We start from the raw sequence: 15,332 nt of genomic DNA on the forward strand, positions 1-15,332 counted from the left end.
GAGGTGTCATGACGCTTGATCATTCACTGCGGCATCGTCTGCGCCGCACGCGCGGCAACATGACAGCCAGGCGCTTCATGAAAATGTCACGCCATGATCAGAGACTGAGAAAAAACATCGGCAAGACAACAGGTTGAATATCAGGCAATCCTCGGTTGCCTGACACTCGCTCAAATGATCACTTTCGAAAGCCATGAGCGCAGAAGAATCCTCTTGATGTTCGACTTTTGCTAAGCTATGTTCACTTTCGAAAACCCATTATCGCGCACCTTGCCGGTGCAGACTCATTCGCCCCACCCGGTAGCGCCGGGCACGTGCAGGAGCAGCCCATGTCCCGCGACAACGATGCAATTCTTGACCTCTTCATCATCGGCGGCGGCATCAATGGCGCCGGTATCGCCAACGATGCCAGCGGCCGCGGCCTGAGCGTGGCCCTGTGCGAGCAGAACGACCTCGCCAGTGCGACCTCCTCCGCCAGCAGCAAGCTGATCCACGGCGGCCTGCGCTATCTGGAGCACTACGAATTCCGCCTGGTACGCGAGGCCCTGCAGGAGCGCGAGGTACTGCTCAAGAAGGCGCCGCATATCATCTGGCCGCTGCGCTTCATCCTGCCGCACCAGCCGCATCTGCGTCCGGCGTGGATGATTCGTGCGGGCCTGTTCCTGTATGACCACATCGGCAAGCGCGAGACCCTGCCAGCCTCCAAGGGCCTCAAGTTCGGTGAGCAGAGCCCGCTGGTCAGCGAGATCAATCAAGGCTTCGAATACTCGGATTGCTGGGTCGATGATGCCCGTCTGGTCATCACCAATGCGCTGCAGGCACGCGAGCAGGGCGCCGAGATCATGACGCGCACTCGTTGCGTCGGGGCACGCGACGTGAACGGGCATTGGGAGCTGACACTGGAGAACATCGACAGCGGTGAGACCTTCACCCGTCACGCCCGCACATTGGTGAATGCCGCCGGGCCGTGGGTGGAGTCCTTCATCAAGGGCGCTACCGAACGCACGCCGCGCTACGGCATCCGCATGATCCAGGGCAGCCACCTGATCGTGCCGCGCATCAACACCGATGACCGCGCCTTCATCCTGCAGAACAAGGACAAGCGCATCGTCTTCGTGCTGCCCTATCAGGAAGACTTCAGCCTGATCGGCACCACCGATGTGCGCTACAAGGGCGACCCCTCCGAAGTGGCCTGCTCAAGCGATGAAACCGACTACATGCTCGAGGTGGTCAACCATCACTTCAAGCGCAAGCTCGGCCGCGATGACGTGGTCTCGACCTTCTCCGGCGTGCGCCCGCTGTGTGATGACGAATCGGCCGACCCATCCGCGATGACGCGTGATTACACCCTGCATCTGGATGACAGCGGCGCGCCGATGCTGTCCATCTTCGGTGGCAAGATCACCACCTATCGCAAGCTGGCCGAATCGGCACTTGAAGACCTCAAGCCGCTGCTGCCGAGCATGGGCGAGCCGTGGACCCACAAGAAGGCCCTGCCCGGTGGCGATATCGAGAGCCGCGCAGCCTTCACCCGCCAGCTGCAGCGCGACTACCCGTTCCTCGGCGAAGCACGCGCCAGACGCTTCGCCTCAAGCTACGGCAGCCTGTGCCTGCACTTCCTCGACGGTAAGAAGAGCGAGGCGGAGCTGGGCGAGGACTTCGGCGCAGGCCTGAGCGCCGCCGAGATCGACTACCTGGTCGAGCACGAATGGGCGCGTGAGGTGCAGGATGTCGTCTGGCGCCGCACCAAGCTGACGCTGCGCCTGAGCGATGAGCAGAAGACGCGCATCGGCCACTACCTCAATGAACGCCTGCTGGCACGCGCCGCCTGATGAAAACTGGCTGAGCCAGCAGCGAAAAAAGCCCGCCCCTCCGGCAAGGAGGGGCGGGCTTTTTGTTGAAGGACCGGCGAGCTTTCTGTTTATGGAATACCGACTTACTGGATACCACCCGCCGTCAGCTTGGCCGGGTCGAGCAGACGCTCCAGCTCCTCACGAGACAGCTCAGTCTCTTCCTCGGCCACATCCAGAATCGGACGCCCGGCCTGATAGGCCACCTTGGCTACTCGCGCCGCCTCGTTGTAACCGATCACCGGATTGAGCGCCGTGACCAGAATCGGGTTCTTGGCCAGCGGTACCTCGATGTTGTCCTGGCGCACGTTGAAGGTGGCAATGGCCTTGTCCGCCAGCAGGCGGCTGACGTTGGCACTCAAGGTGATCGAGGACAGCAGGTTGTTGGCGATCAGCGGCAGCATGACATTGAGCTGGAAGTTGCCGCTCTGCCCGGCGATACCAATGGTGGCGTCATTGCCCATCACCTGCGCCGCCACCTGGGCGGCCGCCTCGGGAATCACCGGATTGACCTTGCCCGGCATGATGGAGCTGCCCGGCTGCAGAGCCTCAAGCTCGATCTCGCCCAGCCCTGCCAGCGGGCCGGAATTCATCCAGCGCAGGTCGTTGCTGATCTTCATCATCGCCACGGCGTAGGTACGCAGATGGCCGGAAAGCTCGACTGCCGTGTCCTGAGAGGACAGCGCCGCGAAGAAGCTCTCGGCCGGGCGGAAGGCATGACCGGTCTGATGCGAGAGGCGGTCGGCGATGCGCTCGGCGAATTCCGGATGCGCGTTGATACCGCTACCCACGGCAGTGCCGCCCTGAGCGAGGCGCTCGAGGCGCGGCAGTACCTGCTCGATACGCTCGATGGCCTGCCCGACCTGTGCCTGCCAGGCGCCCAGCTCCTGACTCATGCGAATCGGCATCGCATCCATCAGATGAGTGCGGCCGGTCTTGACGACGTCGTCCACCTCAGAGGCCTTGCGAGCGATCACGTCATGCAGATGACGCAGCGCCGGCAACAGGGTATCAGAGACGGCGATGACGGCGGACAGATGAATGGCGGTCGGGATGACATCATTGCTCGACTGCCCCATGTTGACGTGGTCATTGGCGCCGACGGTCACGTCCTTGTCGCCCAGATGCTGGTTGGCAAGCTGCGTCAGCACCTCGTTGACGTTCATGTTGGTCGAGGTGCCGGAACCGGTCTGGAAGACATCGACCGGGAATTGATCGGCATGTTCGCCATCGATGATCTGACGCGCCGCCTTGATGATCGCCTCGGCACGCACGTCATCCAGCAGCTCCAGGTCACGGTTGACCTCGGCGGCGGCCAGCTTGATGCGCGCTACGGCGCGAATGAAGGCAGCAGGCAACGGCTGGCCACTGACGGGGAAGTTGTCGACCGCTCGCTGAGTCTGGGCACCATAGAGTGCGCTGGCCGGCACTTCGAGTTCCCCCATGCTGTCGCGTTCACGGCGGGTCTGGCTGCTCATGCTTGTCTCCCTGTGCTGTTGCATATGACGTCGCACCTGGCTGGCGTCACTGATGGGCGGCTGGCAATAATTGATCAATGACCTGATCGCCAGCGTCAATCCCCTGATGATCACTTGGGGACGCATAGGATACCAATCAAGCCGCTTGATGGTAGTGATTATCAATAACAATTGCACATTCATCGCCGGGCTCCGTCATCACCCGCCCTGCAACGGCGAGGACGCACGCTTGCGAGATGGCCTGTCACCAATCCTCTGTTACGCAAGACGGGGCCTCGGTTACACTACCGAGCGTACGAGGGCCTATGGCTGGCCCTTTCCAGCGGCCCACTACCACCTTAGCGAGGACAGCATGAAAAGCCTGAAAGAGCAGACTGAAGCGAAGGTTGAAGCTGGGCGCCAGGCCAAGCCTGATTTCATGAAGAATGTCGATGAGATCATCGAAAACGCCAAGGCTTTGCAACAGGGTGCGAATGCTCTCTCCGTAGGTGAGAAGGCACCCGGGTTCGCGCTGCCCGACGCCGCAGGCCAGTCAGTGTCTCTCGAGGAATTGCTCGAATCAGGCCCGGTCGTGGTCACCTTCTATCGTGGTGACTGGTGCCCCTACTGCAGCTTGCAACTGAGAGCCCTGAATGAGCGACTCGATGACATTCGCGCTCACGGCGCACAGTTGGTCGCCATCAGCCCACAGGTGCCGGATGACTCGCTCTCCGCCACCGAGATCGATGAGATGCAGTTCCACGTGTTGTCAGACCAGGACGCAGAGGTCGCCTCTCGCTATGGCGTCGCGTGGAAGGTGCCGGACTATCTGATGGAACATATGCGCGTGGACCGTGAACTTGATCTGGATGCCATCAACAACGGTGATGGCAGTGTATTGCCTATCCCGGCGACGTTCGTCATCGCACAAGACAGAACCGTGAGCTGGCGTTACGTCGATGTCGATTACCGGATACGCTCGGAACCCGAAGATATCGTCAATGCCTTGAAAGAGCTCGCCTGACACCCTCACAGGCACTTGAGGCTACCAGACGCCTGCCATCGCCGGCGTCTGGGGTAATATCTGCCGCGTGAGAGGCAGCAGCCTTGAACCACGGCAGTCTTGAACCACTTCAGTCTTGAACCGTGGCAGTCTTGAACCACGGCAGTCTTGAATCACTACAGTCTTGAACCACCGTGGTCCTGCGCCACCGCAGCCTTGAAGCACCTCGAGACTGGATCAGCAGCGCAGTGGAGATACCACGCCTCCACTGCATCTCCATCAATGTCGACCATCACCTCATCTTCTCCAGCAACGGGACCCTGTCGCTCCAGATGTTCACCTCATTCTCGGTCACGATGACTGACCCCTTTCGCCCTCGGGTAGCCTCTTCCTCATGACAAGCACAGTGAGATACGCCCGATGAAATGGTTCTCGCACAACCCTTACTTCACCTACCTGCACCGCCAGCGCCTGCACATCCTGCGCGTGACCGTCGCCCTGACGCTGTGCTTTTCCATCATCGAGCTGTTCAGCCTGCCGCACAGTTCCTGGGCATTGGTCAGCACCGTGATGGTCATGGGCAATCTGCCTCACGTCGGCGGTGTCATCGACAAGGGCTGGCAACGACTGGTCGGCACTCTGCTTGGCGGCCTGTGGGGCCTGATATTGATTCTGGTCGCCGAGCCGCTGCCGGGCGTGGTGCCCTTCTGGAGCATCGTCGGCATCGCCCTGGCGCTGAATGCCACCTTCAGCAACCGCTATGGCTACAGCTCGTTGCTGTTCTGCGTCACCCTGCTGATGGTGATCGGTGATGGCAATCATGATCTCGGCATCGGGCTGTGGCGTGTCTTCAATGTGGTGCTGGGGACCCTGATCAGCATCGTGGTCAGCATGGTGCTGCTGCCCCAGAAGGCGACAGACGTGTTCCGCTTCCTGCTGGCCGACAATCTCGACAAGCTGGCACGCCTCTACCACGGCCATACCAAGGCCGAGCGTGAAGGCGTCAATGAGGGGCTTGCGCTGGTGCGTGCCACCTCGGCACAACTGGTCAAACAGCGCGGGCTGGTCGATGCCGTCGCTCAGGAAGGCCGCATCAATCGTGCCGACATCGAGGAAATCCTGTCCTTCGAGCGCCGTATGATCTCGACCATCGAACTGCTGCAGGAAACCCACTGGAATACCCGCGAAGGACATGAATTCATCGAGGGGCTGGATGGCCTGCGCGATGCTCAGCACCGTCTGGCCCGCGCCCTGGGGACCCTGGCCTTCCAGGTGCGCACCGGCCAGAGCATCGAACTGACGGTGACGCCCTTCGACCTGCAACGCTATGCCGATGTCCGCAATGTCGAGAGCCGCAAAGGCCGCGCGCTGTTCAGCCCGGCAGGCTATCTGTGGCTCAACCGCGAGCTGGCACGCCTGACCGAAGCCCTGGGCGAGCGCCTGGCCTTGCTGGAGCGTCTGCCGAGTCAGCGCCTTCAGCGCCGTCTGCCGGGCCATGGCCTAATCAGTGATGCGCGCCGTCTGTTCCTGCCGGAAGACCCGACACCGGGCGATACGGCAGCTCCCACCAGACGCGAGAACAGTGCTGGCGAGCAACACTCTTCGGTCGGCAGAGCGCCGGCGGGTGATGACAGCATCAGTGACGACAGCAGCCGTGATGAGCCAGACCACCACGACAGGCGCCAGCCGGACTCGACCGGCGATGAGACTGCCAGGAAAGACACATGAACTCAGTATCCGGAGTGACTCCCGCAAGCCGGCACGACGTGCTGATCGTCGGTGGCGGCGCGGCAGGTTTGACCCTGGCACTCAGCCTCGCCAATCGCCTGCCCCCCGGCCCGCGCACCCGCCGCGTCACGCTGTTGCGTCCGGCGCGTGAGGCACAGGGTGCCAGCCGCTGGGCGCAGGGCGGTATCGCGGCGGTACTGGCGCCCGAGGACGATGTGGAGTCCCATGTCGCCGACACCCTGATTGCCGGCGATGGCCTGTGCAACGAGCGTGCGGTGCGCTTCACCGTCGGTCACTCGCGGGAAGCCATCGAATGGTTGATCGCGCTTGGCGTGCCCTTCACCCCGGCCGATGCCAACGCCAGCTACCCCTTCCACCTCACCCGTGAAGGGGGGCATGGTCGCCGCCGCATCATTCACGCCGCCGACGCCACCGGGCGGGCGCTGCTCGATACGCTCAGTGCCCATGTCGAAGCTCACCCGGACATCGAAATTCTCGAGGACCTGTTGGCCGTGGACATCGCGGTCAACGCTGGCCACGCCAGTGGCCTGTGGGTGATGGACGGCACGGGCCAGCGTCAGTGGCTGGCGGCCAATGATCTGGTACTGGCCACCGGCGGTGCCAGCGGCCTGTTCGCTCACGCCACCAGCCCGAGCGCCAGCGTCGGTGATGGCATGGCGATGGCGACCCGCGCCGGGGCCAGCCTGATGAACCTGGAGTTCCAGCAGTTTCATCCCACCTGCCTGTATGACCCTGATGGGACGCCCTTCCTGATCTCCGAGGCGGTGCGGGGCGAAGGGGGACTGCTGCTGCGCCCGGATGGGCATCGCTTCATGGCCGATCATGATCCGCGCCTGGAGCTTGCGCCGCGTGATGTCGTGGCACGTGCCATCCTCGCCGAGATGCGTACGCATGACCTCGAGCATGTCTGTCTGGATATCAGCGCGCTGGGGGCCGAGGCGATCGAGCATCACTTCCCGACCATCGCCGAGCACTGCCTGGCGCGCGGGATCGATATTCGTCATGCACCGATTCCCGTCGTTCCTGCTGCCCACTACAGCTGCGGCGGCATCGCCACCGGGCTGGATGGTGCCAGCGACCTGCCCGGCCTGTGGGCCATCGGCGAAGTCGCCTGCACGGGCCTGCACGGCGCCAATCGCATGGCCAGCAACTCGCTTCTCGAGTGCCTTGTGCAGGCGCGAGCCTGTGGTGAAGCACTGGGGCAGCCGCGCCGCGCCGACGAGCCACGCCTGATGAGCACGCTCGACTCGCTGATGCCGCAACACGCCGCCCTGCTCACGCAGCTTGCAGACAATGGTCAGGTCTGGCGCTGCGTGATGCGTCTGAGTGCCGATGAGGCGCGCACGCGCCTGCACAGCTTGCGCCAGCTGATGAGTCTGCAGGCGGGCATCGAGCGCAGCCAGCACGGCCTGAGGGAGGCGTTGAAGCAGATAGCACAGTGGGTCTCGCTCGAGGCGGGGCAAACGGCGCAGACCATCGAGCCGCACAGGCAAGCTTCAGCGCCGCGTGCAGGGCTCGATCATCTAGCGCTCTATCAGGCCTTGACGCTGGCACCGCTGCTGCTGCTCTGCGCCCATCAGCGCCATGAGTCACGTGGCCTGCACTTCATTCGCGACTTCCCGATGCCAGCGCCGCGCGCCCGCGATAGCGTCATTCGCCTCTCGGCCTTTGCGGCCGCGACCTGAGCGGCTCATGCGAAACGCCATGAGAAGAACCATGAGCAAGCTCAGCCTGGGCGGGAGCCCTGGGCAGCGACGCGCCGCAGGGTCTCCAACGACGGCGGCTGACGCGGCAAGCCATGTGGCAAGGGTGGCCACAGCAGCCACAGGCGCAGCTGGTGCAGGTCTTCGCTGGAAGCACTATCCGGCCACAGCCATACCCGCTGCGTTTTCAGGGGCTGCTGGTCCGCGCCCTGCTGTCTCAAGCCCGGCTGACTCAAGCCCGGTTGCCTCAAACCCTGAGCCCCCATCCCCGGTGGCCCAACACCCCGCGGCGAGATCTCGAGCCCGATCAGGCGCGGTGAGCACCATAGGCAGCGCACATTGACGGGCTGCCAGCTGCGTGAGGCACCATCGGCCCACCACCAGCAGAGCTGCATCTCCGGGTGACGATGGCGCGCCTCTGACGCAGGCGCGATGTCGCTGGCTTCGCTCTCTGCTTCGGTCTCGGCTTCAGCCTCGTTCTCCGGTGGCTGGCCACCGCTGGCAAGCGCCGCATCGGCGCAGAGGCTGCCCCCCAGGGCCAGCCAGACTCGCGCCTCGGGGTCCTTGAGACGCCGCCGAGCCTGGCGCCACCACGACACCAGCTCGCCAGCCTGCAACAGCCAGCCCAGCCCCATCACGCTCAGCAGCGCCATGATGCCATCCGGCAGCTGAGCGCCCCCCTCAAACGCACAATGCCCCGCCTCGAAAGGCAGGGCATTGCGAAGATATTGCCACTGACAGGTCCACCACGTACTGACAATGAACTGGCCAGTCGCCAGCTCGGCAAGCCAGACCCACAAGGCGAGACTCGCCGCCAACAGCCCGACACGCAGGCTGGCGTGGGTCGCGAACGCCTGTCTAGAGGCCCTTGAACTGATCGCGCTCGCCATTCTCGGCATTGGCGATCACCATATTGATCAGGCGCTGGTACTCGGCATTGCCGCACGGGTCGCGCTTCATCAGCCACACGAAGAGGTCCTGGTCCTCTTCGGCCAGCAGCTGCACATAGAGCGCCTTGTCGTCTTCGCTCAAGGCGTCGAAACGCTGCTCCAGAAACGGCAACAGCAGCAGATCGAGCTCCCACATGCCGCGACGCGAATGCCAATGAAGCCGCTTGCGAATCACATCTTCCATTGCCTGAACCTCAGTCGTCACATCAATGCGCGCAGTATACCCGAGGGGGGCGTCAGCGGCATCCGTTGACCCGTTGCTCGGGCAGGAATTGGCAATCCGTGCCGTGATCGGCAATGATGTCCCTAGTGCGTTGTTTTCTCAGGATTTGCCCATTATGCTGAGGAGATAACAATCACAAGGATGCGTGTGCCTGTCCGGTGACAAGAGGTCGCCCGGCTGCCGCATCACGAACGCCTTTCGCGAGAAAGGCGCAGGCATGGAGAGATCCGATGACCAAGTCCGAGCTGATCGAACAGATAGCCATGCGACAGCCTGAGTTGTCGCTCAAGGATGTAGAGGCCGCGGTTCGCATCATCCTCGATGATGTGACAGACGCCCTGGCCCACGGCGGTCGCGTGGAGATTCGCGGTTTCGGCAGCTTCTCGCTGCACTACCGTGAGCCACGACTGGGGCGCAACCCCAAGACCGGTGAGCCGGTGGATCTGGATGGCAAGTTCGTCCCCCACTTCAAGCCCGGCAAGGAGCTGCGCGAACAGGTCGATGCCAGTCGCGCCCTGGGGTATTGACGATAGGCGACTGACTGACAGTGCTTGAGGCGACAGCACTACAGACGGCGCAGCTGACTGACAGCGCTGCCCGCAGATGAAGACCCGGCGTGACGGGGCCGGCTGTCTCAGCGCCGGCCGACATCTGCCCAAGCCGTCATGCCAGAGACGACAGCCACCCACCTCACGGCGTCGCCGCCAAGACTCGCACGATGGGCAGTGATACACTCGCTCCCAGATGATTCACGACTGCATTTCATGACAAGGAAACCGTTATGCGTTGGCTAAAAGGTCTCGTTCTGGCCGTGATCCTGCTGATCGTCCTGCTGGTCGGTATTCTCTTCGCCGTTCACAACCAGCAAGCCGTGCCCCTCGACCTCATCTGGGTAGAGCTGCCTGCTGCGTCCCTTTCCATGTGGCTGCTGTTCTCGCTGGCCGTCGGCGTCGTGCTTGGCATGGTCGCGATGACAGGCATGTACCTGCGCCTGCGCACGCTGTTGACCCGTGCCCAGCGTCGCAACCAGCAGCAACGCAAGGAACTGGACCAACTGCGCATCCAGGAGATCAAGGAAGTGGCATAAATGCCTGATCTGATATTGCTGGGATTGCTGATGGCGGCCATCGCCATCGGATTCTGGCTGGGGCGGCGTGATCGTCGCCCCGATGAACAAGCACCGGCTCCTGCCACCCTGTCCCGCGACTACTTCGTCGGCCTCAATCATCTGCTCAACGAGCAGCCTGATCGCGCCATCGAAACCTTCGTTCAGGCCTTGGAAGTCAACAGCGACACCGTCGATACCCACATCGCGTTGGGCAATCTCTATCGCAGTCGCGGCGAAGTCGATCGTGCCGTCAAGATTCACCAGAACCTGCTGGCCCGCCCTGCCCTGGATAGCGAACAGGGCGAGCGTGTCCAGCTGGAACTGGCCCGCGACTTCATGCGCAGCGGTGTCTATGACCGCGCCGAGAAGCTGCTGGAAACCCTCCTCAAGCAGGCGCAGCACGACAGCCATCGGCGTGCCGGCCGCCGCCTGTTGATCGACCTACTCGAACGGGAACGCGAATGGGAGGCCGCACTCGAAGTCGCCCACGCCATCCTGCGTCAGGAAGGCGGTATCCGGCGCGCAGCAGCCCATTGGCACTGCGAACTGGCCGCGCTGGATATCGCCGAAGGTAGCCAGGCGATGGCCCGCAAGCGCCTCAAGCAGGCGCTCTCCACCGATGAGAAATGCGTACGCGCCAACTGGATGCTGGCCGAGATCGAATTCGATCATGCCAACTACAAGCAGTGCATCCGCCTGCTGCAACGCATTCCACGTCAGGATACCGGCTTCACCCCCATCATCCTCGAGCCACTGGGCAACGCCTTTCGCATGCTAGATGATGAGAGTGGCCTGGTACGCCTGCTGCATCAGGAAGTCGAGCGCGCACCCTACACCACGACGGTCATCAGCCTTGCGCAATTGATCGAGCGCCGCGAGGGTGTCGAGGCCGCCGCCAGCTTCGCCAGTGAGCAGCTGCATCGCCACCCCAGCCTGCGTGGCGTCGATTACCTGCTCGATCTCTACCTGCTGGATGCTGACGAGCGCGAGACCGAGCGTTTCAATCTGCTCAAGCGCCACACCCAGCAACTGATCCAGGCACGCCCTCGCCATCGTTGTCATCGCTGTGGCTTCGAAGCCTCGATGCTACTCTGGCAATGCCCGAAGTGCCGCCACTGGGGCACGGTCAAGCCGATCACCGGTCTGGAAGGCGAGTAACGGCGCCAACTGGCACACAGCTACCAGCAGACAGACAGCGCATAGACACTAGAACGAAAAGCCCCCTGCAGCATGCTGCAGGGGGCTTTTTCATGCCGCTTTGATGACTTCCGGGCAGCGCCATCGAGCTGACGCTACCGATCACATCAGCCCTGTTCGGTGGCACGCTCGCGCAGGCGCGGCGAGAGCAGCTCGCCCACGAGACAGGCCACCAGGATGACGGCCACGAAATACGGCCAGTCGCCGAATGACAGCGTTGCAACACCCAGAGCATCGACGAAGATGGCCAGGATACAGACCGGGCTGACATAGCGGATCATGAACAGCCACAGACGATAGCCGGCGTCGCTCAGGTTCAACTCATCACGCAGCATGCTGCTCTTGAAGACGAAGCCGGCCAGCAGTGCCATGGCGATGCCACCGATCGGCATCATCCAGCGTGAGGTAAGGTAATCGAGCCAGTCGAAGAAGTGCTTGTCGGCCAGCGTCCAGTCCGCGCCGAGATTGAACGACAACATGGCGAACATCGCCACCAGCCACAGCACGCTACCGGCCAGCCATGAGGCCTTGGTGCGGCTCATGTTGCGGTTCTCGCTCAGCCAGGCGACGGTCGCCTCGATCATCGAGATGGCGGAGGTCAGGGCGGCGATCGAGAGCATGGCGAAGAACAGCACCCCGAACAGCTGCCCGAAGGGCATCTGGTTGAAGGCCACCGGCAGACTCATGAAGATCAGCCCCGGCCCGGAGGACGGGTCCATGCCATTGGCGAAGATGATCGGGAAGATCGCCAGACCCGCCATCAGCGCCACCAGGGTATCGGCAATCGCCACCGTGAAGGTGGTACGGGCGATGGAAGTGCCCGACGGCAGGTAGGAGCCGTAGGTGAGGATGGCGCCGGAGGCCAGCGACAGGGTAAAGAAGGCATGTCCCAGCGCGGCCAGCACCCCTTCACTGCTCAAGCGGGTGACATCGAAATCGAACAGGAAGTGGAAGCCTTTCGAGAAGTTGCCCGAGGTCAGGGCATAGCCGATCATGATCAGCAGCATGATCACCATGCCCGGCATCATCCAGCGCACGCTCTTCTCGACACCTTCCTGCACCCCGCGCCCGACGATCAGCATCGTCACCACCGTCACCAGCGTGGCCCAGCCACCCAGCGCCCAGGGGTTGGCGTTGCCGGCCTCGAAGATGGCACCCAGCTCCGCGACGCTGTGTCCGGACAGCGCGCCACTGGCCATTTTCCACAGGTAACTGAACGACCACCCCGCCACCACGACATAGAACGACAGGATCATGAAGCCGGCCAGCATCGCGATCCAGCCGAAGACCTTCCACAGGGGACTGGCTCCCGCTTCACGCGCCAGATTGGCAATCGCCTCGATGGGGCTGCCGCGCCCGCGCCGCCCGAAGGCGATCTCGGCCATCATCACGGGCACGCCTACGGCGAGAATGCAGGCCAGATACACCAGCACGAAGGCGCCACCGCCGTACTCACCGGTGATATAGGGAAACTTCCAGATATTGCCCAGCCCTACCGCGGAACCGGTTGCTGCAAGGATGAAGCCCCAGCGACTGATCCAGAGATTCTTGGGTTGCTGTCTTGCCGTCATGGAATACCTTACGAGTTATTGTTGTGAGCCAGTGGTGATCGACGCAACGCCTGGCCGTCTTGGGTGCTCACACAGACCATTTTACTGATGTGAAGCATGTTCGTCCGCGATTCCCATCGAGAATCACCGCGATTCCTTCACAAATCCTCTGGGGAGACACCATCACCACACGACGGCAGTTACTCTACATTAGATACTTGAAGTTGGTAACATTTGAAACGATACCTGCCTCCCAGATCTGACAAGTCACCTCGTCTGAGATGTACGGTGCCGCAAAAGAACCCGACATCACCACATCACTGGAGTAGGCTCTTTCAAGAGACGCCGACCAAGACGACCCGGCCAACGCATATCTGGTCGAAGAACATCTGGTCGGAGAATGCCTGGTCGAAGAATGCCTGGACAAAGAACGTCTGGCCTCACCCAGCAGCGCAGACAAGGAGTCGTCATGCATCGTCAATTCGCGGTTATCGGACTGGGCTATTTCGGCAGCACCGTCGCGCGGGAACTCAGGCGCCATGACCATGAAGTGCTCGGCGTGGACGCCGATGAGAAGCGCCTCAATGCCGTGGCAGACCTGCTCACTCAAGCCGTGATCGCGGACCCCACCGATGAACATGCCCTGCAGGAGCTGGGGCTTGAGCAGTACGACGCCGTCTTGATCGATCTGGCCGACTCGATGGAACAGAGCCTGATCTGCGCGCTGCTGGCCAAGGAGCTCGGCGCGAGGGAGCTGTGGGTCAAGGCCACCTCGGACGCGCACCACAAGCTGCTCAGCCGCCTGGGTGTCGATCACATCGTGCATCCGGAGTACGACCTGGGCGTGCGCGTGGCGGAAAGCCTCGCCTACCATGCCATGGTCGACTTCATCCATCTCGGCGATCACCAGTTCGTGGTCGAGCTGGAGGTCAGTGCACGACTGGGCGATGACTGCCAGCAGCTCGATCAGCTGCCCATCGATGACGACATCAGCGTGATCGCGCTGCGCAAGGGCAAGACCCTCGATCGCCAACCCTCCGGCAACACGCGACTCTCCGCCGGCGACCACCTGGTCCTGATCGGCGAGCTGAGCGCGTTGCGCAAACTGGGAGCGCATCTATGAGGCAGCGCTACCGGCGCTATCTCCGCCCCCTGACCCGCAGCCCACGCGGGCCCATCATCCATCTGTCGCCGCCGGAGATTCTGCTGAGCGGCTTTCTGGGCCTCGGCATGCTGGGTGCCTGCCTGCTGAAACTGCCCGGCATGCATCAGGAAGGCTTGAGCTGGCTGTCGGCGCTGTTCACCGCCACCTCTGCCGTCACGGTCACCGGCCTCTCCGTCACGCCACTCAGCGACTTCACCCTCGCGGGGCAGGCCGTCGTGCTGATACTGATCCAGCTCGGTGGCCTCGGCTTCATGACCATCGCCGCCCTGTCGCTGGTGATGCTGGGCCAGCGCCTGCCGATGCATCAGACCAGCCTGCTGCGCGAGGCGCTCAATCGCAGCAGCTCACGCGAGATAGGCCGCCTGCTCAAGATCATCACCACCTTTGCGGTGACGCTCGAGCTGGCAGGCGCCTCCTTGCTGGCATTGGATTGGGTGCCCGAGTACGGCTGGCAGGAGGGACTCTGGCTCAGCCTCTTCCACTCGGTCTCGGCCTTCAACAATGCCGGCTTCACCCTATGGCCGGACAGCCTGATGCGCGAGGCGGCCAATCCCCTGACCAGTGGCGTGATCGGCATTCTGTTCATGACCGGCGGCATCGGCTTTGCCGTCATCGGCGAGCTGCGCGAGCGACGCCGCGAACATGGCTGGCGGGTGCTGCTGCGACCATCGCGCTTCTCGGTGCAGACCCGTCTGGTGATCGAGGCCACCGTGGCGCTCAACCTGCTGAGTCTGGTGGTGATACTGGCGCTCGAGTGGCGCAACCCCGGCACGCTGGGCGCCATGGCCAGTCATGGCGAACGCCTGCTCGCCGCCGCCTTCATGGCCATCACACCGCGCACTGCCGGTTTCAGCGTCATCGATTCCAGCGAGATGACACAAGCCTCGACCCTGTGGACCATGGCGCTGATGTTCATCGGCGGCGGCAGCGGCTCGACGGCCAGCGGCATCAAGCTGACCACCTTCGTGGTGCTGCTGCTGACCACACGCGCCTTCCTGCGCCGTGCGCCCTCCCCCACCCTGCATGGCCGCCGCATCGGGGATGACACCGTATTCAAGTCGATCGCCGTGGCGCTGGCGGCGATGCTGCTTATCTTCAGCATGCTGTTCGGCCTGACCATCACCGACCCGGACCACGCCTTCCTGACGCTGGCCTTCGAGACCGTCTCGGCCTTCGGCACTGTCGGCCTGAGTCACGGACTGACACCCGAGCTCTCGCCCGGCGGACAATTGCTGATCATCGCGACCATGCTGCTGGGCCGCACCGGACCACTCGCCCTCGGCTATCTGCTGGCGACCCGCAGCCGTCCCGGTATCAGCTATGCGCGCACCGAGCTCTCGATCGGCTGATGACATACGACAAACGACGCCTCAGAAC

13 protein-coding genes are annotated in these 15,332 nt (G+C 62.8%); 9 read left to right on the forward strand and 4 right to left on the reverse strand.

All coding sequences use genetic code 11. The features are described from left to right. Positions 1-329: 329 nt before the first annotated feature. On the forward strand, positions 330-1,832 hold the full coding sequence (gene glpD, locus F8A90_RS12170) for a glycerol-3-phosphate dehydrogenase (protein ID WP_200017317.1): 1,503 nt from the start codon (positions 330-332) through the stop codon (positions 1,830-1,832). A gap of 104 nt (positions 1,833-1,936) precedes the next feature. On the opposite strand, the gene F8A90_RS12175 is transcribed toward glpD, so the two are convergent. Continuing rightward, entirely contained in the window at positions 1,937-3,328 is a 1,392-nt protein-coding gene (locus F8A90_RS12175; protein WP_200017318.1) for a class II fumarate hydratase, read from the reverse strand. Between the two features lie 70 nt (positions 3,329-3,398). Here F8A90_RS12175 and F8A90_RS12180 point away from each other — a divergent pair, with 70 nt between their 5' ends. From F8A90_RS12180 to nadB, 3 genes are all read left to right on the forward strand, one after another. Continuing rightward, the gene (locus F8A90_RS12180) at positions 3,399-4,331 is read left to right on the forward strand and encodes a peroxiredoxin-like family protein (protein ID WP_200017319.1); all 933 of its coding nucleotides are present in this window, start codon (positions 3,399-3,401) and stop codon (positions 4,329-4,331) included. A 399-nt stretch (positions 4,332-4,730) separates the two neighbouring features. Then, on the forward strand, positions 4,731-6,038 hold the full coding sequence (locus F8A90_RS12185; RefSeq protein ID WP_166018705.1) for an FUSC family protein: 1,308 nt from the start codon (positions 4,731-4,733) through the stop codon (positions 6,036-6,038). Next, positions 6,035-7,744: an L-aspartate oxidase gene (gene nadB / locus F8A90_RS12190; protein WP_200017320.1), complete on the forward strand. Its 1,710-nt coding sequence runs from the start codon at positions 6,035-6,037 to the stop codon at positions 7,742-7,744. The genes F8A90_RS12185 and nadB overlap by 4 nt, the downstream gene beginning before the upstream one ends. Positions 7,745-7,785: 41 nt before the next feature. On the opposite strand, the gene F8A90_RS12195 is transcribed toward nadB, so the two are convergent. Further along, positions 7,786-8,661, reverse strand: a complete 876-nt coding sequence (locus F8A90_RS12195) for a hypothetical protein (protein ID WP_200017321.1) — start codon at positions 8,659-8,661, stop codon at positions 7,786-7,788. Continuing rightward, positions 8,621-8,896, reverse strand: coding sequence for an FAD assembly factor SdhE (locus tag F8A90_RS12200; RefSeq protein ID WP_043335628.1), 276 nt, complete (start codon positions 8,894-8,896; stop codon positions 8,621-8,623). Before F8A90_RS12200 ends, F8A90_RS12195 begins: the two co-directional genes overlap by 41 nt. Before the next feature lie 269 nt (positions 8,897-9,165). Between F8A90_RS12200 and F8A90_RS12205 the strand changes: the two genes are divergently transcribed. The 3 genes from F8A90_RS12205 (at position 9,166) to lapB (ending at position 11,201) form a co-directional block, all read left to right on the forward strand. Further along, the gene (locus tag F8A90_RS12205) at positions 9,166-9,462 is read left to right on the forward strand and encodes an integration host factor subunit beta (protein WP_043335630.1); all 297 of its coding nucleotides are present in this window, start codon (positions 9,166-9,168) and stop codon (positions 9,460-9,462) included. A gap of 254 nt (positions 9,463-9,716) precedes the next feature. Further along, complete coding sequence (locus tag F8A90_RS12210) at positions 9,717-10,022, forward strand: lipopolysaccharide assembly protein LapA domain-containing protein (RefSeq protein ID WP_054555462.1); 306 nt, start codon at positions 9,717-9,719, stop codon at positions 10,020-10,022. Beyond that, positions 10,023-11,201 carry a lipopolysaccharide assembly protein LapB gene (lapB, locus tag F8A90_RS12215; protein WP_043335632.1) on the forward strand — a complete coding sequence of 393 codons (1,179 nt, stop codon included), beginning with the start codon at positions 10,023-10,025 and terminating at the stop codon, positions 11,199-11,201. Between the two features lie 146 nt (positions 11,202-11,347). Here the strand turns inward: lapB and F8A90_RS12220 are convergent, their stop codons facing one another. Continuing rightward, the gene (locus F8A90_RS12220; RefSeq protein ID WP_200017322.1) at positions 11,348-12,811 is read right to left on the reverse strand and encodes a sodium-dependent transporter; all 1,464 of its coding nucleotides are present in this window, start codon (positions 12,809-12,811) and stop codon (positions 11,348-11,350) included. A gap of 448 nt (positions 12,812-13,259) precedes the next feature. Between F8A90_RS12220 and F8A90_RS12225 the strand changes: the two genes are divergently transcribed. Both F8A90_RS12225 and F8A90_RS12230 read left to right on the forward strand, forming a co-directional pair. Beyond that, positions 13,260-13,913 carry a potassium channel family protein gene (locus F8A90_RS12225; RefSeq protein WP_200017323.1) on the forward strand — a complete coding sequence of 218 codons (654 nt, stop codon included), beginning with the start codon at positions 13,260-13,262 and terminating at the stop codon, positions 13,911-13,913. Continuing rightward, positions 13,910-15,304 (forward strand): TrkH family potassium uptake protein, encoded by a 1,395-nt coding sequence (locus F8A90_RS12230; protein WP_200017324.1) that lies wholly within the window; start codon positions 13,910-13,912, stop codon positions 15,302-15,304. Before F8A90_RS12225 ends, F8A90_RS12230 begins: the two co-directional genes overlap by 4 nt. Positions 15,305-15,332 lie beyond the last annotated feature (28 nt).

This window comes from Cobetia sp. cqz5-12, assembly GCF_016495405.1.
Lineage (GTDB): Bacteria > Pseudomonadota > Gammaproteobacteria > Pseudomonadales > Halomonadaceae > Cobetia.